19 protein-coding genes are annotated in these 20,908 nt (G+C 37.3%); all 19 read right to left on the reverse strand.

Annotated features, from left to right (window positions below):
- Positions 1-139: 139 nt before the first annotated feature.
- The 19 genes from AADJ06_RS03185 to AADJ06_RS03275 all read right to left on the reverse strand — a co-directional run bounded on the left by AADJ06_RS03185 (position 140) and on the right by AADJ06_RS03275 (position 20,873).
- The gene (locus AADJ06_RS03185) at positions 140-994 is read right to left on the reverse strand and encodes an alpha/beta hydrolase (RefSeq protein WP_341224953.1); all 855 of its coding nucleotides are present in this window, start codon (positions 992-994) and stop codon (positions 140-142) included.
- Between the two features lie 132 nt (positions 995-1,126).
- Complete coding sequence (locus AADJ06_RS03190; protein WP_341224954.1) at positions 1,127-1,672, reverse strand: TlpA disulfide reductase family protein; 546 nt, start codon at positions 1,670-1,672, stop codon at positions 1,127-1,129.
- A 420-nt stretch (positions 1,673-2,092) separates the two neighbouring features.
- Positions 2,093-2,581, reverse strand: coding sequence for a hypothetical protein (locus AADJ06_RS03195; protein ID WP_341224955.1), 489 nt, complete (start codon positions 2,579-2,581; stop codon positions 2,093-2,095).
- Positions 2,582-3,085, reverse strand: coding sequence for a hypothetical protein (locus tag AADJ06_RS03200; protein WP_341224956.1), 504 nt, complete (start codon positions 3,083-3,085; stop codon positions 2,582-2,584).
- Positions 3,086-3,249: 164 nt separating this feature from the next.
- Positions 3,250-3,837, reverse strand: coding sequence for a Crp/Fnr family transcriptional regulator (locus AADJ06_RS03205; RefSeq protein ID WP_341224957.1), 588 nt, complete (start codon positions 3,835-3,837; stop codon positions 3,250-3,252).
- Between the two features lie 533 nt (positions 3,838-4,370).
- A complete protein-coding gene (locus tag AADJ06_RS03210; RefSeq protein ID WP_341224958.1) occupies positions 4,371-5,393 on the reverse strand; it encodes an alpha/beta hydrolase in 1,023 nt (340 codons plus the stop codon).
- Between the two features lie 53 nt (positions 5,394-5,446).
- Entirely contained in the window at positions 5,447-5,707 is a 261-nt protein-coding gene (locus AADJ06_RS03215) for a hypothetical protein (protein ID WP_341224959.1), read from the reverse strand.
- 325 nt (positions 5,708-6,032) lie between these two features.
- Positions 6,033-7,433 (reverse strand): hypothetical protein, encoded by a 1,401-nt coding sequence (locus AADJ06_RS03220; protein WP_341224960.1) that lies wholly within the window; start codon positions 7,431-7,433, stop codon positions 6,033-6,035.
- A gap of 18 nt (positions 7,434-7,451) precedes the next feature.
- Complete coding sequence (locus AADJ06_RS03225) at positions 7,452-7,838, reverse strand: hypothetical protein (RefSeq protein ID WP_341224961.1); 387 nt, start codon at positions 7,836-7,838, stop codon at positions 7,452-7,454.
- A gap of 702 nt (positions 7,839-8,540) precedes the next feature.
- On the reverse strand, positions 8,541-9,107 hold the full coding sequence (locus tag AADJ06_RS03230; RefSeq protein ID WP_341224962.1) for a hypothetical protein: 567 nt from the start codon (positions 9,105-9,107) through the stop codon (positions 8,541-8,543).
- A 452-nt stretch (positions 9,108-9,559) separates the two neighbouring features.
- Positions 9,560-10,231, reverse strand: coding sequence for a hypothetical protein (locus tag AADJ06_RS03235; RefSeq protein WP_341224963.1), 672 nt, complete (start codon positions 10,229-10,231; stop codon positions 9,560-9,562).
- Between the two features lie 119 nt (positions 10,232-10,350).
- Positions 10,351-11,265, reverse strand: coding sequence for a nucleoside hydrolase (locus AADJ06_RS03240; RefSeq protein WP_341224964.1), 915 nt, complete (start codon positions 11,263-11,265; stop codon positions 10,351-10,353).
- Positions 11,266-11,576: 311 nt separating this feature from the next.
- On the reverse strand, positions 11,577-12,296 hold the full coding sequence (locus tag AADJ06_RS03245) for an ABC transporter ATP-binding protein (protein ID WP_341224965.1): 720 nt from the start codon (positions 12,294-12,296) through the stop codon (positions 11,577-11,579).
- The gene (locus AADJ06_RS03250) at positions 12,296-13,069 is read right to left on the reverse strand and encodes an ABC transporter permease (protein WP_341224966.1); all 774 of its coding nucleotides are present in this window, start codon (positions 13,067-13,069) and stop codon (positions 12,296-12,298) included. Before AADJ06_RS03250 ends, AADJ06_RS03245 begins: the two co-directional genes overlap by 1 nt.
- Positions 13,059-13,913 carry an ABC transporter permease subunit gene (locus AADJ06_RS03255; protein ID WP_341224967.1) on the reverse strand — a complete coding sequence of 285 codons (855 nt, stop codon included), beginning with the start codon at positions 13,911-13,913 and terminating at the stop codon, positions 13,059-13,061. The genes AADJ06_RS03250 and AADJ06_RS03255 overlap by 11 nt, the downstream gene beginning before the upstream one ends.
- Positions 13,903-15,132 carry an ABC transporter substrate-binding protein gene (locus tag AADJ06_RS03260; RefSeq protein WP_341224968.1) on the reverse strand — a complete coding sequence of 410 codons (1,230 nt, stop codon included), beginning with the start codon at positions 15,130-15,132 and terminating at the stop codon, positions 13,903-13,905. Before AADJ06_RS03260 ends, AADJ06_RS03255 begins: the two co-directional genes overlap by 11 nt.
- A gap of 304 nt (positions 15,133-15,436) precedes the next feature.
- Positions 15,437-16,876 carry a SusD/RagB family nutrient-binding outer membrane lipoprotein gene (locus AADJ06_RS03265; protein ID WP_341224969.1) on the reverse strand — a complete coding sequence of 480 codons (1,440 nt, stop codon included), beginning with the start codon at positions 16,874-16,876 and terminating at the stop codon, positions 15,437-15,439.
- A gap of 12 nt (positions 16,877-16,888) precedes the next feature.
- A complete protein-coding gene (locus tag AADJ06_RS03270) occupies positions 16,889-20,107 on the reverse strand; it encodes a SusC/RagA family TonB-linked outer membrane protein (protein ID WP_341224970.1) in 3,219 nt (1,072 codons plus the stop codon).
- A 64-nt stretch (positions 20,108-20,171) separates the two neighbouring features.
- Positions 20,172-20,873: a DUF2064 domain-containing protein gene (locus AADJ06_RS03275; protein WP_341224971.1), complete on the reverse strand. Its 702-nt coding sequence runs from the start codon at positions 20,871-20,873 to the stop codon at positions 20,172-20,174.
- Between the last annotated feature and the right edge of the window lie 35 nt (positions 20,874-20,908).

Below are 20,908 nucleotides of genomic sequence, written 5' to 3' on the forward strand. Positions count from 1 at the left end.
GTGAAGAGGTGTTAGTTGTTGATAATAAGTTCTTTATATTGAAAAGGTAAAGCTGGAATATTGTTTTCTATGAAAATTCTTTACATAAGGACTAGCAAAGGAGTTAGCAAATTGAGACCAAACAGAAAGCGGTTTCTAGCTACTCAATTTCCACCAATGGCTTCTGCCTTAAAAAGCCCAGTGATTTTAAGAAGGCATCTGTTTCATGAATAGTTTTCTTATAGAATTCAAACTTTGCATAATTGAAGAAGCCATGACCTTGCTCGTCATATAAATGTAAGTCACACCTGCTATTTACTTTAGTCATGACAGTTTTATAATACTGCATAGTTTCCACAGGAATTAAATGGTCTTTACTACCAAGGAAAATGATGGTAGGAGGTGTGCCTTTTTGGATGTTATGAAGGGGAGAGAAATTCTTATATTGGTTCCTAATTCTTTCAAAACCATAACCCCCTGGACCATTATCAATGACCGGATTAAATAGAACTAAGGCATTAGGAACTGCACTTGTTTTTAAATTATCGGTGTCCTCATTATAATCATTTATCAAAGCCGTAGCCGCCGCTAAATGCCCACCGGCGGAACCTCCTGCTGCCACTATCATAGAAGTGTCCACCTGTAAGTTGCCCCTTTGCTCTTTAATAAATCGAATAGCAGATTTTGCGTCTTTCAAAGATTCGAAAGGTGTGGTATGTTGTCTGCTGGCTACACGATAATCTACCAAAAAACAAATCATTCCTCTTTTAGCAAAATACTTAGCATGCGGTTCAAACTGCTTCACAGAACCGCCATTCCAACCGCCGCCAAAAAAGAAAACCATGGCTGGGTACTTTTTAGAAGCATCAAAATTAGCAGGACGATACACATCCATAAACAAGCTAGTGGAGTCAATCTGTTTGTAAACAATGCGTTCTTGCGAATACACCGACGAAACAGCCAATACTGAAATTAATAGGAGAAGGAAAAGGTGTTTTCTTGGTATTGTTTTCATGGTTTTAAGATTGCGTTTAGCTACAGCTTTTCAAAAGTATCAAAATGCTGTTTAAATAAGTGGATTTTGTTTAATAATGGGTTGTAAATCTTATTAAAATGGTCATCACTGGAAGGTTAAAACCAAAAACAATCAATCCAACAAATCCCGCACATTGTCACTATTCCAGTCTGCTGAACCCGTTTTTTCTATCAAAACTGCACCCGATTCATCAATAAGATAAGTAGTGGGTAAACTATTACCTTCCAACAAAGCAGGCGGAGGGTTTAAAGCCTGATAAATGGGTAAGTCAAATTTGCGTTTAGCTATAAACTTATCAATGGCAGCTTTATCCTCGTTGCTTACAAAAACAAAAACGGCTTTGTCCTTATAGTCATTATATAAAGCTTGCATACTGGGCATTTCTGCTATGCATGGTGGGCACCAAGTTGCCCAAAAATTGACCAAAATTTTCTTGCCTTTAAATTCGGTAAAGTTGACAACACGACCTTCCATGTCCATCAATTTCCACTTGTAGTCTTCCAGTGTTTTTCTGTCTTCTAGCATCTCTACACTCGGACTAAAGGCTAAAATTCTGTTTATGAATACTTTTATAGGTGTACCCGTTTGTGGAATAAAAAGGAGGACTATAAAAAGTCCCCAAAGTACATTTCCGTAATTTTTCTTTATCCAGTTCATGGATGCAAATGTGAGGGTTTTAAACTTAAGAATGCGTGATGTTGGTTACATTGAAACGGCGTAAGTAAAAGATGGATTAAAAAATGTTACCGAATCTTTGTCATGGTATGCTTACTCCAAAGTAGGATAAATTCAGTTTTTTTGTAGTGTTTGTCTGCCTCTAGCTGATTTGGGAAATTTCATAAACAGAGTATCGCCAGATAGGAGCTCTGTTCATTTTTTATGTTATGCTCACATGGCTATGGATTTTTTTTAGAGTCTCTTTAGAGTAGAGTAGAGGGGAAGGGGCTAAACATTATTCAAGCCAGAGGCTTGAGAATGCTCCAACTAAGCTTCAAACTTAGCTGAGCTAGAAAACTTTCGGATAAACACGAACTCTTTTACGAGTCGCTAAGCTCCAATTTAATACTATCTCGTTTTTTATTTTCGCTTCGGTTTTATTAACCTTCTTAAAATTCTAACCCATAAGTTCCAATTACTACTTTTTTTGTCTTTTGTTAAGTGATTTTCAACTTTGTCAAAAGCATCTTCTATATATGTATCGTGTAACCAACGAATAGCCAAAGTCCACTTTAAAGTCGCTGAACCTGTCGTAATCATATCAATAATATGTGAAATTTCCGTTTTATTAGTTGCTAGCTCGGTTAGTTCAAACCTGTGAAAACCATTAAATCCCGGCATGTCAAACTGAAAGGTTATAGATTTTTCAGGTTTAAATTCAGTTACAAAATATTTTATTGGTCCGTGTCCACCTTTTGAACCAACCTGTAAACCTTTATCTAACTTTATAGGTGACCATTTATCAGTAGCTACTATCATATCGTTCTCTGTAGCCAACGTATTAAATAACTTTGCAAATTCAGGTTTAGGCTGTTGTATGACTCTTTTATGAATGTTGATTATTTTCATTTACTTTCCAATTAGAGTATTGTATTCAGTCGGTATTTTTACTCCAGCAAAATGATTAGTAAGTCCGTATAATATTACTAGGGTCAGGCAAACGCCGAAAATTAAAATGGCTTTGGATTGTCCGTATGGCGTTAAACTAAAAATAGTATGTTTCATTTTTTTGTTATGGATACCCGCAACATGGCCAAAAAAGGAAATAATTGCAAGTGCATAATAGGGTATAAAAAACAAGCTGAAAGGAAAAGTGTTTAATCCTGCTACTCCAAAGTAAAAATTGGTGTCAAGCTTTAAAATAAATCGCCCTCCTAAAACGGCTCCCAAATGTATAATGAAGAAAATTGCTAAGTAAAGCCCTGTCCAGATATGAAGTTTCTCAAAGTATGAATTTGCAGTTTTTCTCTTTGACTTGAAAAGCTTAAGTCCTGAAAAAATCTGGACTAAAACAGCACTCAATAAAATGGTCTCTATAAAAATATTACGATAGAAATGTCGTAAATAATTCATTATTTCAATGTGTGTTTCAGCACCGAAAATGCTAGAAATGTGATTGAATAAGTGAAGTCCAATAAAAAAGGTGATTGTCAGGCCTGATAGGTAATGAACTCGTTTCATTTATAAAATATTTATTAAATGTGAAGTTCAAGTCTTTTTCCTTCAATGCATTTGATCTATATCAAATTCGTTTTTTTTGGCTTACGAATTCTGCTTAATGTCTCTAAAGTAATTCCTAAATATGAAGCAATATGTGTCAATGCTACTCGATTTGTGATATCTGGTCTAACATTTAAAAGGTTTTCATATTTTTTTTGAGCTGTTTCAAATTGAATAGAAACAATGCGTTGTTGTAGTTGAAGCATTGTTTGTGTTATAATTGTTTTTCCCAATCTATCAAATTCGCGGTACCTGTCTGAAAGAAGCATTACGTTTTCTCTTGAAATCTCTAAAAAAATACTTGGCTCTAATACTTCAATATAATGGATACTTGGGGTGTTTAGAAAGAAACTATTAATTGAACTTATAAAACTATTATCAAAAGCGAACCAGTCAGTGATTTCATTACCATCTTTTAAATAGTAGGCTCTAGCCGCCCCCTTCGCAATAAAATAAGTTTTATCAGAAAATTGTCCTTCTTTTACAATTGTTGTTTCCTTGTCAAGGCTTATAATTTTCGAATTATTTTTTAGGTCATTCTTACACTCTTCTGTCAGTGTGGTAAAGTGCAATTCAATGTTTCTAATTATATCTTCAATGCTCATAAGGTTTTTCAAAATTACTAACAATGCTAAGTATATGAAAGGTAGGCATTTCGAAGCAAGGAACGGTGGCAAATGCACGAACTTTATACAGGTCACAAAACTCACATTTAACACTATCTTGTCTTTTTTAATCAGATTGTATGTGCCTTGACTAACGGAATTTAGTTTTTACTAATGGGCAACTGTCTATAAACAAAGGAGGGGGCTGACGCGGTTTCCGTTAACATAATACGACCACGCTGTGGTCAATAATCGCACAGAATCGCATTGAACACGGACCTCAGAGAGGTCAAAGTATGTTTGAAAAATAGAGAGATGTGAAGTTTGACCACAACGTGGTCACACAAGGACTGTTGAGTTAATCGCCTGATGAGTTTTTCCTTAATCAGAGTCTCGCCAGAGCGGACTCTGATTCTCTTTTTATGTTATTAAGCTCATGTTGGCTATCGATGTTTCTTAGAATGCTGCCGAGTCTGCAAGCGAGACTCGGCTAGTAGGGAAGTGTTAGAAGAGTGGACATATAGACTTAAGCTTTAGTTTTCCGCTAAAAATCTCTGAATTAGAGCGTAATATTGTTCTCCTTTCTTATTTATGATGGTATGACCGACTCCTTCAATTATCCTCAAATCAGAGTTATGGAATAAATCTAAATACTCTTTTGTGTAACCCCATTTTTGATTATCACATTGCCCTCTTACTATTAATAATGGTGTATTTAAGCCTCTTAATTTATACCTTTTTTCTTCAACTTGATTAAGACTTTTTACCGTCATAATATGACTATAATAGCCGCCTCCTCCTTCATACTTCTTTTGATTCTGCGAACTGCAATCAGTTGATTTATTTAATTCTTGATTAAGGCTGGTAAAAAAATCATCAACTTCTTTGTCGGTTACCAACTTTGAACTAAATAAATAAGCCCATTTTAGAATGATTTTACTTCGCCAATTGTAAATCTTTTCATTTCCTACTTTGTTGGAAAATTCAGGTTCTACCAAATTTAAACTATCGGGTGGAATTTCATTGATCATCCTTCTATTTATCGGTAAAATGGGTCCTGGACCTGTAAGAACAACTTTTTTTACTGTCTCAGGATATTCTTGCAAATAGTTGACGGCTAAACAAGCTCCCCACGAGTGCCCTAGCAAAATGACTTTATCAGCACCAATTAAATCAACAATATTTCTTAAATCTTCTCTGTGTCTTTCGACAGAATATTGTTTAATGTTTTTTAATCTTGTAGAATGACCACTTCCTATTTGGTCATAAAAATATAAATCATGACCTTCATTGCTCAAGGGAGTCAATACTTCAATGATTTCATTGCTGACTTTACCACCAGGGCCACCATGTAAGTAAATTATTGGCTCTTTCTTTTTCGAATTATTGGCTTCAATTTTGGTGTATCCTATTTTTAGCTCCTCTTCCAAGTTCCAATACTGTGTACCCTTTCTAAGATTAAAAGATTCTACATCGTATTTAACGGGTATTGAAAACGTAATTTCAAAAGCTATTATCCCTATTAAGAGTATAAAACCAAAAAGCTTTAGCTTCATTATTTAGATTTTTATAGTAAACACTCAACGTACGTCTTATCACTTGAGTGCTGTCAGCTGGCTAATAAAGTGTTTTGAGAAGCTTTTAAATATTTTCGTGAATTCCGCAGAGTCCGCAAGCGAGACTCTGCAAGGGGGAGTATTAATTTAAACTCGGCGGTTTGACCAATAAGTTTTTTTACCATCGAATAATTATCCGAAAACCGTATTTTATCAATAAAACTTCTACCCAAATCGCTCACGCAGCGTTCGGAAGTCAATTCTTTTATGGTGTCAAAACCGAGTTTTTGTTCTAAGTTTTTTGGGTAAAGCATGAAAAAATATTGGTTCAGGCGTAAAATTAGGGAAAAAGGGGTATCTGGAATATAATAAATGCTAAATGGAGCATATCTGGTCCAAAATAAGCGACCGGCCTTTTATATTGAATTAGCATTGAGAGAAATGGTGAGTAGGAACAGATGGATTGGAAGATCTTTAATAAACCAAGTTCCCAAGTTCCGAGAGAGGTAAGGGGTGAGATTTGGCTTATCTATTTGCATTGGTGCTATTCTAAGCTATTTCAATTTTGGCCGGAATTTCACCTTTTCAGTTCAAAAGATTATAGTATTTCTCTACTATTAAATTGAAAACCTCTGGAACTTATAAGTTGCTCATTAAGTCTTCAAGTTCTCGAATGGAATCTATAGAGTTGTGGTCTGTCACTTTCCTAAACTTATCATGTATAAATAATATAGAAAAGTCTCCATTAGATTTTTCCAACTTTTCCAATAAAACGGTAGCTTCTAACCTTGCAATTTTGACCGCATTATTCAATGAAAAAATACCAGCGGTGAAGAGCTCAAACAACTTGTTTTGGTTTTTTTCTTGACTATTCTCTAATATTTTGCCCATAATTGAACTAAGCCTGGTAAAAGCAAATGGATGCGTTTTACCTGTGGAATTTACGATATCATCTACCCAAGATATCTTTTTTCCAAAAGCACCATTCTTTCGGACACCAAAGTCTTCAAACCAATCTAATATATTGAACATCAAATAAATTCCTATTAAGCCTGCTTGGTAATCATTTGATTGCAACTCCAACAGTAAAGTTGTGTATTTAAAGGCAAAATTATCCGCTTGGATCTCATCCATAATCCTACTAGCATAATTTGACTCAAACTCATCTAAGTATATTTCGGGACTTGGTACATTGTGCTCAGTTAACAATTGCAGTAGATGTGTTCGCTCATCCTCTTCAAATCTAAATTCTTGTTCTTTGTTAGGCTTTTGTTCAAGATGACCTAAAACTATGTGCCCAATTTCATGTAAAAACAGGAAATTTTGCATTGACTCATAAATTGTTTTAAATATGGAGGAATTGATGATGTCCTTTTCGCAAGTTTCCACAAGTGCCCATTTTTCGCGGGCAATTGCATGAACATATATATCTACTAGCCACTGCCTCGTTTTTGGATTGCCAATTTTTTCTACTATTTCATCCATATTATCAAAGTAATTAAATGATTCAGTATTCTTATTTTTAACACCCAAAAAAAGCCATGAAATGAAATACGAAAGTGATTTCATCAGATTGACAAAAAATATATTGAAATCAAAAATATATTCATGATTCGAAATTAGGCGAACCGAAGCATGCGTCCGGAGATCATTCTTGGTTGCGATGTATTTTTTATGGATGAATATTTTTTCTAATGTTATAGCACCTATTTGGGAGGAAATCGAGTCTTCAATATTAAAAAGCATGATAAATAAATATATTAATCTATCGCATACATCAAGAAACGCTTTTGGGTGTTGATAACAAGGTCGAATTAAGTTTAACCTTTTCAAATGAATCCTAAAATTATCATCTACACTATGAGGCATTTCTAATTTGTTCATAATCTTCTTATCGGATTCTGTCAATTCCTCATTGAGCTTATTTGGTTCAAGATTTAATCTCTGAAAATAAGACTCGACAAAGTTTACGTCCATTTTGAAATACGCGTAGAGATTACGCTTAAGCTCTCGATTTAATCGTTTTAGGCTATTATCCATTTGTAAATTCTTGAGTTTTTATTTTCCAAAAAGATCCTTAACTGCCTCTTCAATTGAGGTGTAATTTATTTCTTGACCATCCTCCTTAATAATAGAAATTTTTTCTCGAGAAGCTTCAATCATTGTATCAGACTTATTATCTACCACTTCCAAAATTGCCCTTTGAGTTTCCAGATTCTGAGATAGGAATTTATATACTCGTGTTACTGAAAATCTGAATAAATCATATGCTATTCCACCGCCCACACTACCAACCAGAAAGCTTACAATGGCTACAGAATCTATTGCATTTCTTTGGTTTTTCCCCTCTTCAACTTGAGATTGAAGCTGCGGTGGTAAAACTGAACAAATATCCTCAAATACTTTCGATGAAACCCCCTGAATTTGTACACTTAAATTATTCATTTATTCCTTATTTTGACAGATTTAATAAAACTTCCGATTCAACCAAATATATTCCTTTTTCGCACAATCGACTTTTCTGGAATGCATTTATTCACAATAATTGTGTGTTCTGTATTGCTCTATCAGGCCGAATTCCGTTAATCTCGTACTTTCTTTCACCAACTTCTAGTGTATGGTGCATATCCCACAGGTTATGCACTATAAACCTTGTGTGTGCCTCGAATGGCAAACATCCCCCAAAAATAGCTGATAAGGCGGGATAGTAATAATTCAGAGAGGAATTAATTAGAAAATGAAGTGTAGGTCTCCTACATGTTTGGATTCTTATCTGCCGACAGGCAGGAATGCTGGAGAGCATACATACAGAAAAAGCCAGAACGAAAGGGAAAGAACCTCATCGGGCTTGGAGTGGGCTACATTCAGGTGTACCGATGTACGAGGCCGCCCGTGCGGCAGGACAAGAATGGGAGGATGCACTAGGCGTGCCCGAGAGCTCAAAGCCCTATCCTGAACTCTACACTCACCGTAGCACGATTAAAACAAAGGGGTTACATAGCAATGATGGAATACTATCAAGAACGAAGGTCAAGTTGACAACGGGGCCGCCTAGGTCGCCGTATACGAGACCCGTACGAAGGCCGCAATGGAATTGTGGTGTGAGAGGCGTACCGTAGGCTTTATGGCCTACGGCCGTCTACTCGATTAGGCTTTGTTTTTATATTCATTTATTATTTCACTATCCCAAACTTGGGCTTCTATATATTTATCATACTTTGAACTTTCCTGAGTTTGTGATTTTTCCTCGGTCGGCAGTCCAAAGTTATCAATCAGATTGTTTATTTCACTCAATAAAAAAACTTGTCCGTTACAATTCTTTCGATATGTTCGAAGTTTTGGTTCATCGTAAAACTGAAACGACACCATACTATCAGGGTAAGTGAAACTTAGATGTTCGGGTTTAAAGTCAGCTAAAGGAATTTTTATAACTCCAGGATTTATATACCAAGATTTAGCCCAATCACATTGTCCCAGAGTAAAATAGAAAGGGTCATTTCTATTAGGTTTTCCGCCTTTCAAGATAAATTGTTCTTTAATCCTATTTTCCAGAGAAAACCTTAAATCGAGATAATTGTGGGGTCTTTTACTGTTAAATCCTTCTGATATCTGATTTTGAATAATTTCCGCCTTTTCAAATCCATACTCAGTTATATTTCGAAATGGTCCGTTATCAAGTTCGTAATAATGAAATAAGAATTTCGGTATAGTCATATTTTTTCTCAAATAAAGCCTAACAGCGAGATATCAGGACACTATGTCTGATATTTCCTAAATATTTTCCCTAATCTACCTGATTTCTATTTGTGGAAAAAGTAAGCACAGATAAATCAGATTAAATTACTGTAGTTTCTATACAAAGTGTTTTGTACAAGAAGGCTCTATTTCCTTAGTCAGCGTTTAGTCTGGTCGGACTCTGATTCTCTTTTTAATAAACTGTGCATTCCGGATTAAGAATTGATTGTTCCTTGCAGAGCTGCAGAATAGCAAGTTTTTGATGTTAAAGAAGGAATAACTTATACAAGCAAGAGGCTTGTGAACGCTTCTCCTAAGCTTGGGAGAATAGGAGAGCAGGTTTTACATGTTAAATAGGAATAACTAATTCAAGCCAGAGGCTTGAGAACGCCAGCTTAAGCTGCGAGCCGAGGAGAGAAAATTTATAGAACCTAATATTTATTAAAGTTAAACCCAATTTTAGTTCCTAATGTCATGTGGAAATCAAGTCTTTGCTGTTCAAATAGATTAGTAGGTATGTACCATTCGTATCTTGGATATTCTATTTCTTCTGGGTTAATGACGTTTTGATAGGTAATTTTCCTTATTGCCGCACCAAAACCAACGAATAAATCAAAACTTATTTTTTTATAGGCTATCAAACTAACTCCTCCTATAATGTGAAGCCCATGTTTCGTCTTGTCAAAGTCTGCACTGTCAAAACTAAGTACTTGACTATTGGAGGCTTTGTGATAATATTCGTTTTGAATCTGGTCAGAGATATGAATGTAAAAAAGTTCTAAAGCACAATAATAGCCATATCGGTTAGAATTGCTTTTAAAGTAATATTTGATTTGAGGTCTAATTTCTAAAAAGCGATAGCCTTCATCCCAATAGAACCTATCAAAATTTAAGTCATGAGCTCCATATCCTATATCCAGGGCGTAAGCGAGTCTTTTGTTACTTCTTACCTCTACGCCTAGGGTTGTTCTAGGAGACCATGCTATTAATGATAAGGGTTGAAAATGTACATCTACATTTTTTACATGGAGTTCTGTATCTTGTGCTTGCAATTCATTATATAAAGAAAATAGGATTAAAGTAGTGAAGAGATATTTTTTCATTTTGGGAAGATAATAAGTTTTTTTCTAGCCTCGTAGACTTGGGAATAAGAAAATTATTTCTTCCACCGAAAAACAGAGCCCCAAAAGAAGCCCTGCATAAATAAATAACAAAAACCACCCTAAACTAAACTCTCAATCAACTTCTCATGGTAATCTTCCACCACATCATAACAGTAGGTTACGGGGAAGCCTTTAGGGTTTTCATCGCAGAGTAGGTACTGTTTGAAGGCTTTTCTTTCGGTGTCTTTTACGGTGTCGTCTGGGTGGAGTTCTAGCCTTGCGTTTAATTCTTCGGAGATAATGTCTTCTGGGCTTATGATATAGTGACTCGCCAAAACATCAAAAGGGTTAAAACCCGCAGCTCCTTGGTCTATCCACTGTGCTAGCCATGCTTCTGAGGCTTTTGTTAGCCATTTGTTGGCAGCGTCTCCTTCGGCTAGTTTTTCTAAGTCGCCTTGCTTTACCCATACTTTATTAGAAATTTCAAACGGACATAAAACTGTTTTAACACCTGACTCCAACAAGATTCTAAAGGCATCATTATCCAAATCGAAATTTAAATCTCTGGCATGGTTTCCTTTATTACCTATCGCAAAATAGTCGGTTGGTTTTCTTCTTCCTGCCACCAAAACCACTTCTTCTATTTGGTCTTTCAGCTCATGGTGTTTTAGTAACAAAATACCCACATTAGTAGCTGGTCCAATCGCCATAATGGTCATTTTGTCTTTTTTAAGAGCGGCTGCCATGGCTTCTACCGCCTCGTTTGTGGCCAAGTTGGTGAAGTCTAGTGCTTTGCCTGCCCCTTCGAACACAGGGATTTTATCATCGGCAAATTCCTTGCTCATGAATTGGCTGAGTTCTAGTGCGTTTTCTATAAGCGTGTTTCCGAAAACGGCTGAAATGCCTAAAATCTCTACCTTATTAGATTTCATGAGTTGGAGAACGGCGTAGCCGTCGTCTACGTCACAGTAGCCTTCTCTCGTATGTCTTTTCATTCCGACAGATAGGTCGGTGTCTATCCAGACTTTTTTCATTTTTTAGTGTTTTTTAATTTCAATTTTTGAAGCCCTTGTTTTCGATTGAGTCCATATCTTCTAACTAGTCTAAGTTTATTCTTCCGTTCACCTTCCGGTGGGGAGTTCATTTTTTAGCGTAAAAAACGAACCAAAAAAGCATCGCTATGTAAACTCACACATTCAAAATTCTTATGGTTTTACCCAATGTATTAGCACTTCTCCTTGAATTTTGCTTGTGCTTAGACAGTACATAGCTTTATATGGTATTTTAGGTATCTAAAGCTTACGCTTTGTGGCCAAAACTTTGTTCCGCTTTATTTTTTACCAATCTATTTTAAACTGCCCCAAAAATTGATTTCGTTTTGGACGCCGGTGCTTGGGTCGTTTATGAAATCTTGTTTGTTGGCGTACATTTTTAGGTTTCCTTTTTGCATAAAACCTATGCTGTCTCCCATTAAAACAGCCTCTTTTAGGTCGTGTGTTACAAAAATGGACGTAATGCCAAATTCTGCCGTTAGGCTTTTAAATAGGCCCTGCATCCTTTCTCTCGTTACTGTATCTAGGCTACCGAATGGCTCGTCTAGAAGCAATAAAGAAGGATTTGTGATGATGGCTCTGCCAAAAGAAACTCTTTGTCTTTGTCCGCCAGATAGCTGATTTGGCATCTTATTTTCTTGTCCATCCAGCTCTAAACTGGCCAGCATCTTCATTACCTTTTCTTGTATTTCTGCCTCCGGTTTTTTTCTAAGCCTTAGTCCAAACGCTATATTTTCAAAGGCTGTCAGATGCGGGAAAAGTAAATCCTCTTGGTAGAGATATACGATGTTTCTTTGCTCTGGTATTACCTCATTTATAATTTCATCGTTGATTCTTATTTCACCTTGGTCGGGAGCTAAAAGCCCACTGATTGTTTTAAGCATAGTGGTTTTTCCGCAGCCAGATTTACCTAATATGCTCAGGGTTTTATGAGCGTCTAGCTCAAAATTAAGCGAGCTAAAAACGGCTTCTTTATTAAAACTCTTATGTAAGTCTTTGACTTTTAAAAACATTATACTAAGCTTTTGAAAACGTATTTTTTATTGAAATAGAGCAGTAAAACTGGCGGAAATATTAGCAAACAGCAGCTCAATGCTCCATAATAGTAATTGGCTTCTTTGATGTACATGAATACTTTGATGGTGAGGGTTTGTACTTTGCCCAAACCTATCACCGAAGTTAGTCCATATTCAAACCAAGAAATAAGGAAGGTTTGAAAAAAGCATATCAAGAGTAAGCCTTTTGCCAATGGCAGTAAAACCATGACGTAAGTTTGAAAGGAATTTCCGCCTAAGGTGGTTACCAATTCTTCATAGCTTCTGATTTTTTTGTTCCAAAAGCTGCTAAAGAATATCAATGCAAACGGATAGGTAATTAGAAACTGTGCCGCCACCACACCAAAGGCATTTCCGAATAAGCCCATTTTGATAAAGAAATAACTAAAGCAAGCTGCGAAAACTACAGGAGCTAGAATATATGGGAAGTAGGTTAGGAGGGTAAGTAGCTTATTATTTGGATGATTATAAACAGCTCTGCTGCCCCAGAAACCAGATAAAGTAGACACAAAAGCTACTGAAAGCGAAATGAGCACGGACTCAAAAAAGCTTGTCAATAAGCCTATTTCTGAGCCAAGAATGGTCTTCCAGTTATTTAAACCGAAATAGCCTGGTAGTATGTTTGGGTATTGCCATTCGGAGGCAAAAGAAAGCATCACCAAATACAAAAATGGGAAGATGATAAGCACTCCCGCTATGGCCAGCAATATGGATTTTAGGCTACGTTTCATGCAAGGCTTTTTTTCTGGAAAGGAATAAGAAAATCACGCAAGCAGTAACCATCAAAGTATAAATGACAGCTATCACATAACCTTCCGACATCTTGGTGAGGTCGTATTGTCTAATTTCACGGAGTATCAAAATTGATAACATTTCAGGCGACTGGCGGCCAAGAATTATAGGCACTTCGTAGGCTCCGAGGGTGGCTATGAAGTTTAGCACTATCAAAATCCAGCTCTTTCTCAGCAATAATGGTAAGAAAACCTTCTTTGTGATTTGGGCTTTGTTTGCTCCTAAAGACTGAGCTAAAATAGCCAGTTCTTCTACGCGTTCGTTTTTGTAAATGTTCAGAAACAGCAAAAGAAAGAAGGGTAGGGCAAGGGTAATAAACGACAACACCATACCTATGGCATAAGTATCATTCACCATTTCAGGAAACTGGTTTGCCTCAGAAATGATTCCTAAATTAAAGGCTATTCTGGAGAAAAAACCACCTTTAGAAAGTAACTGAAAAGTGAAGAATCCTGTCACGATGCCCGGTACTGCCAGTGGCAAATAAATCAAAAAGGAGAACATGCCTTTTTCTAGTTCCTTTCGGAATTTAAGGGTAATCCAGAGAGCACCCGAAACAGAAAGGAAAGTAGAGACAGCAGCTATGCTAGCACTGTAAAAAAAGGAACGGAAGAAATCACCAGAGCTCAGCACCGACTTCCAGAACTTTAGCGTAAAGCCGTCATTCACCACGCCTATGATGCCAAAACTGTATAATAATGCATATAGAAAAGCAGATAGGAATGGCAGTATCACGAATACGCCAAAGAAGAGAATGCCGATATTTAAACGATTACTTTTCAATCACCTCTGTCCTGAAATCCTCAAAAAGTCTAATCATATACTGTGCTGCTGGCTCAGCCATGGCATAATCTTTAAGTTCCTCCATTGTTGGCCCGTAATCTCTTTGCATTGCTTCTTTAAATTTGGCTTGCATTTCAGGTGTTAATCGGTCAATTTCCAAAATAGTATTGGAATCCATACCATCTTTGCTGGCTTTCTTTAACTGGGCCTCTGGCGAAAGTAAGAAATTGATAACCTGCATGGCACCTGCTTTTTGCGGAGCATTATGTAAAATCCCTAAATAATTGGAGTTTTTGACTGTGCCGTTTTTCCATGGGTAACCTACGGTAGATTTTGGGTAAAGACCATTATTGACTTTGTTTTCTATGCCACCTTCGCCAAAACCATAAAGAATGTTTAATTCGCCAATGGCATAAAGTTGGTTCATTTTTGACTGCTCATTCGGGAAAGTCTCCCCATTTTTCCAAAAGTACTTTTTGTTGGTATTGATATATTCCCAAAGCTTGCTTGAAAGTTCATTGTATTTTTCTTCGTCAAAGGCTCCATCTAAACTCTTACTTCCACCGCCTAATTCTGCCATAAAACTCTTCAATAAGGTCATGCCAGTGAAGTCGTTAGAAATGGTAAAAGTACCTGGATTGGCTTTTACATAAGCGGTTAGTTCCTCTAAACTAGCAGGCGGAGCAGTGTTTAGTCGGGTGCTATCATAAAGCATGGCAAACTGACTCACCGTCCATGGTGCTTCCATGTAGCCTACGGGTTGCTGAAAATCCATTCCAATGTATGGGTCATTAAAATTTACCAATTTGGCGTTTGGTAATTGCTCTACAAAAGGTCCCCAAAGCCCTTTTACTTGTCTTAGTTGGAAAAAAGTTTCACCATTTATCCAAACCATGTCTACCTGCCCTTGGTCAATAGAAGCGTCTCGCTCGCTCATCACCAGTTGCACTATTTCAGGACCTTGACCACTACTAATTTTCAGGTCGATGTTATATCTTTCTTTTACTTCAGGAATTACAAAATTGTTAATGTAATTATTGATGGCAGTGCTTCCCTGCCACATCATAAAGTTTACCGTAGTGCCCTCTGCTTCTTTGGAGATTTGTTCCCAAGGAGCCGTTTTAAGGTATTCTTTATCTTCTTTTGGTTCTTGATTACAGTTGCTAATTATTGCTATAAAAAAGAGTCCTATTAATATGTTTAGTTTATGATTGTTCATTTAGGGGGTTCTTGTTCTTATGCAAATATGGGGTATTATTTTTTTGAGGTTAATAAAAGTTTTGAATATCAATTTTAATATTCAATTCAGCTGTTCTCTGGTTCGCTTTCCAGCGGGGAGTTCATTTTTTTAGCAAAAAAAGCGAACCGAAAAAAGCTTCACCCTGTAAACTCGCACATTCAAAATTTAGTAAAATTTGAAATTGAGAAAAGCGTATTCTGTTAAATTTTGCTTGTGCTCAAACAGTACAGGGCTTTATAAGGATTTACTGTATTTTCCTTTCAATGTCGACATGAATGATTTTTTACGGCTTTTCCCACCAGCCTTTGCTGTTTATGTTATCGCCGCCCATGCCGTCTGCTGCTGCTCGGTAGTTTGCGGCGTTCGTTGCTTGTTCTGATTCTGGGTAAAGGTACCTTACTGGATATTTGCCGTCGTTTAGGTTATCTGGGCCTGCTGTTAAAGCTGGTATGCCTGTTCTTCTAATATTAAACCATGCTTCATGACCCACATTTATTAAGCTTAACCATTTTTGCGTTAAGATTTTTGTGAGGTCTTCTGAACCATCTAAAGCAATGACATCTGCGGTTAAATAATCTGCTGGGAGCTCTACCGCGTAATAATCAAAACTGGCTGTTATACCGTTTTGATAATAGGTTTCTGCATCGCCCGAGATATATCCTTTATGTGCTGCTTCTGCTAAAGCAAATTGTAATTCGGCATACTGCATATACTGAGCATCTACACCATTTGGCACGTCTCTAAATATGGCACCGAACAGAGAAACATCATTAAGGTCTATACCTTTAGTACCAATAGTCTCACGGCTTTGACCATTTTGAAGTCCTTTGTAAGCAGGGTTGCCGCTATTCACACTTACCTGTGATGGTTTGTAAAGAGCCGCCACACGTGGGTCGTTCCATAGCGTCAAAACAGAGTCCACCGTTTGGGTCATTCTGTGTTCTTGATAAAGACCTAAACTTGCAGAGGCCATCGGGAATTGATTTGGAGCGGAGCTCAAATAAGCTACCACAGCATTATCGGCATTTGATTGCATCAATTTACCAGAGTTGGCCAAAGCCTGCATTTCTGAATAATCAGAAAGCCTATTGCTTGCTCTCAATAAATAACGGAAACGAAGCGAATTAGCAAAACGTACCCATTTCTGTAAATCACCATTAAACATGATGTCGCCCTGAATCTTATCTCCAGTGGACTCTAAAGTAGCTGCTGAAGCTTTTAATACGGCCAAAATACCCGTTTGAGGGTTCATATATATATCTTCTTGACTATCATAAACTGGCGTATAATTTCCATCCAACGCAGCCACGGCATCTGTATAGGGTACATCACCCCACATATCTGTCAGCTGAGAGAATAGGTAACTTTTCATAATGTTTCCCACGGCCATGTAAGCCTGATTGTCGCCAGCCAGTTCTTGCATTGACCTAATGTCAGAAAGTAATTTATAAGTGCTATTCCAGTAACCACTGTTAGAGCCCATTTCATAACGGTCTATTCTTTCAAATTCCACACTAGCCGCAAAGTGCGTCAGGTAGTTTGACAGCCTAAAGCCTTGTTCGTAGGCATTAGCATCTGATGAAATAGAAAGCACATTTGTCAGTAAAAACTGTGAACCTACGTTTTGAGGCGAATTTGGATTTTGATTTAATTCCTCAAAACCGTCTGTGCAACTCACCGAAGTGATAGCCAGAGCAAATATTGTTATCAGTATATTTTTCATATTCTTAATGTCTTAAAATTGAGTTTTTAAACTTAAACCAAAGCTTCGGGTAGATGGGTAAGAGAAATCTTCCACGCCAGCTATAATGCTAGTTTCTTGCAGTGCATTAAGCTCTGGGTCAAAGTGCGGGTTCTCCGTAAATAGGAATAGATTGCTGCCCACTAAACCAATTTTCAGGTTTTGTAAACCAATGGCCTTAACGGCTCTTTCTGGTAAGTTCATGTATAAACCTACTTGCCTTACTTTAACATAGGAAGCATCATAAAGGGCACTAGCCTCGTTTCCTCGGTCAAAGAAATTATTATAGAACTGACTTGCAGGTACGTTGGTAGTATTGGTGACATAATTTGGAGCATCTGCCGTGCCAATGTTCATTACACCATCACCCACTACGCCAGTTTCTCTTCCTACTAAAGTCTCCGCTAGTACGCCAGAGGTACTTCCTAGAGCCTTGGTTCGAGATACTATTGTACCGCCTTGACGCCAGTCTACCAATACTCTTAGCTCCAAACATTTGTATTTGAAACTATTATTAAAGCCCATGGCAAAGTCTGGGTTATAGTTACCTAATACTCTAAGATTTCCATCTTGTACAGGAAGGCCGTTTGCTCCAAAAAGTGTTTTTCCATCAATCTCTACAAATCCAGTTCCATACATATCACCAACTCTACCGCCTTCTTTAGCTATATAGAACACCGTGTTTGACCCACCTGAGCCACCAAAAACATTGGCGACACCAGTTACAAACTGGTCAACACCGTCTGGGAGTCTGGTTACTTTACTTCTATAGGTAGAGTAGTTTACCGACGAATTCCATGTGAAAGCTCCTCTTTTTAAGATTTCGGCACTAAGCATTCCTTCAAAACCTCTAGTTCTAACTTCGCCGCCATTGACGTTGAAGTTGGCAAAGCCTGAAGAATTAGAAATTGGCCTAGAAATGATTTGATTGACACTTACGTTTTGATAAGCCGCCACATCTAGTTGGATTTTGTTTTTAAACAACCATAGTTCTACCCCTACTTCAGATGCATTTAAACGCTCTGGTTTCAGGTTGGCATTTTTCAAAACGTTTTCGTTTGTTACCCTAAAATCCGACCCATAATTCTGGTTAAAAAGGTAGGTTTGAGCGTTTTGATAAGGGTCTGTGTCATTTCCTACACTTGCTGAGCTGAATCTTAAATTAAGTAAAGAGATATACTCGGGCATGGTAAACATGTTAGAAATAACATAGCTTAAACCTGCAGAATAGTAGCCAAAAGAGTTATTATCAGCTGGCAAAGTACTTGACCAGTCGTTCCTATAGGTCAAATCTAAATAGAGCGAGTTTTTATAAGCCAAGTTACCTGTGGCGTACAAACTGTTAATTCTCTTTTCAAAATTTAAGCTTTCTCCTTTAAGTGGCGTTCTAGAGTTGGTCAATGTATATATACCAGGAATGGCCAACTGTGAAGCCTCAGAATATTGATAGCTAATATCTTGGTCAAATCTGTTAGCACCTCCAGAAAGTGTGTACTTGAAATTCTCGTTTATTCTGTCTTTGTATGACAGCAGGATATCTGTGTTTAACTCCTTAAACGTCACAAAATCCTCTCTGTAAGTTCCAAAAGGATTACTATTTGTACTTACGGCTCTTTTGGTCACTCGCTTGTCTGTATAAGTATCAAGCCCATTTCTTACGCTCAGGTTTAGTTTGTCTGTAATGGCGTAATTGGCCGATACATTTCCTAGCACCCTGTTTTTGTTAAAGGCGTTAGTATTTTCATACTGCGTCAAATACGGATTTGTCAACCATAAATAGTTGAAATCATAATGCTGAATGCCTTCTTGACCAGCCTGCCAATAGTTTCTTAAAGCAGCAATGTCTGTTTGTCGCCCCGTCCAGTTGAAACCGTACATCGCGTTTTCGTAACCGTATCCTAAATTTGGTCGGTTTTTACTTCGTGTATTGATGTAGTTTACATAAGAATTAATACTCAATTTTTTACCTAAGGCTTGGTCAAGGCTAATAGAAAGACCATCTCTTTTAAAATCGGTATTTGGCAGGATTCCTTTGTTTCGGAGGTTGCTGTAAGAGATACGGCTACTTCCATTTTGTCCTGAAGAGCTTATGGCAATGTTGTTTTGAGAAGTAACACCCGTTTCAAAGAAGTCTTTAACATTATTAGGCCTAGAAACCCATGGCGTGGCGGTAACATCCGTATAAGAACCATCTGGGAAGGTTCTGGAAATAACGTCTCCTGCTCTTACAGGATTTCCGTTTACATCTACAGAGGGGCTATCAAATTGTTTTACTAAAAGACCTTGGTCTAAAAGTGGCCCATAACTACTGATTCCGCCATCATTTACTCCGGCACCTATTCCGTTTTGGAAGGCGTATTGTCCATTAGAACCACCGCCATACACATTTTGATAATCTGGCACGGTTAAGAGGTTTTCCACGGTTAACGAGCTGCTTAGGCTAACGCCCAATCCTTTATTGTCGTTTCCTCTTTTGGTGGTGATAAGTATAACGCCATTGGCAGCCCGTGCTCCATAAAGTGCGGCGGAGCCAGCTCCTTTTAAGACAGAAATAGAGGCAATGTCGTCAGCACTTATGTCTGCACCACTGTTACCATAATCCACTTCTTGGAGCCTTCCGTTGTTTGATAAATTACTTGTTATTTGCTCATTGCTGATAGGGACACCATCTACTACAAAGAGCGGTTGGTTAGTGCCGCTCAATGAATTTTCTCCTCTAATCACTATTCTAGAAGAAGAACCTACCCCAGAAGAACCGTTTGTTATTTGAACACCTGCTACTTGACCAGCCAGGCTATTTACAAGGTTGGCCAAAGGTACGTCGGTTAATTCCTTTGCACTTACAGTGGTGATAGATGAAGCCAAAGATTGTCGCTCACGCTCAATTCCTAAAGCTGTTACTACAATTTCATCAAGCTGCTCAGAGCTTGCTTCTAAAGTTATATTTGCTGGAAGGTTTCCTTCAGTCACTACAAGCACTAGTTCTTGATAACCTATGGAGCTTATTTTTAAGGTAAAGTTTTGGTCTTCAGAAGAAATGGAGAAAATGCCATTTTCGTTTGAAGAGGCTACTTGGGAGGAATTGTCCACGCTCACGGTAGCAAAGGGTATTGGTTCGTTTTGCCTATTGGTCAATTTTGACGTGTAGGATGACATTTGACCATAGCTTACGGTCAAACATAGCTGCAAAACAGCTAATAGAAATATTTTCATATACTGATTAATAAATTACTAAATGATAAATTAAGGCCACGAGCCTTTTAGAATTTCAATATTATTAGCAATAGGTAGGAGGGCCTCTTAATTGAAAACCCTGAATGGTAGGTGTAGTGTAAGAAAGTTCTAATTTAAGTTGTGGTGGATAGAAGACGCTTCGAAGGCATTTTAAAATATATCGTACTAATTCTGTCAATACAGAATTACGAGTTAGTGTGTAAAGGTCTGCTTTCTGATCAAGGTCTAGTAAAGTTCCTAAAGTGGTAAAAGCCACAGAAGCCTTAATAGCATAATTTTGTAGGTCTTCAAAAAGGTTTTTATGTGTCCAAGAGAGAGCCTTAAACTGGTTGAAATCAAAAACCTTACTACTGAGTCCAATTAAATACGCTCCTCCATCCTGAGCAGGTCCTAAAACCAAATCTTGATGATTAAGCTTTTGAATGGCATCGGCTAAAATTTCCGAACTTAAATCGGGAGAGTCATTTCCAATAGAAATTACATTGTTATAACCTTTATCAAAAATGTGCTGAAAGGAGTTGGCGTATTTTTCACCAAATGAATTTCCTACTTGGTTTTTTTCATCAAACCAAAACACATCAAGACCACTTTCTTTAGCTAGCCTTTTGGTTTTATTAATAAGCTGATGATATAAGCCTATAGAAGCAGATATTTTTTCCTTACCGAAAAGTGGTTTTCTTTCGGCCTCTGCTTTCGCAGATAATGAAAAAACAAGTAAGGCAGTATTGGAAGCTTTAACTTTCAATCGGTAGTTTAAATTTATAGTCTAGGTTACATACG

It is taken from the genome of uncultured Arcticibacterium sp., assembly GCF_964021845.1.
GTDB lineage: Bacteria > Bacteroidota > Bacteroidia > Cytophagales > Spirosomataceae > Arcticibacterium.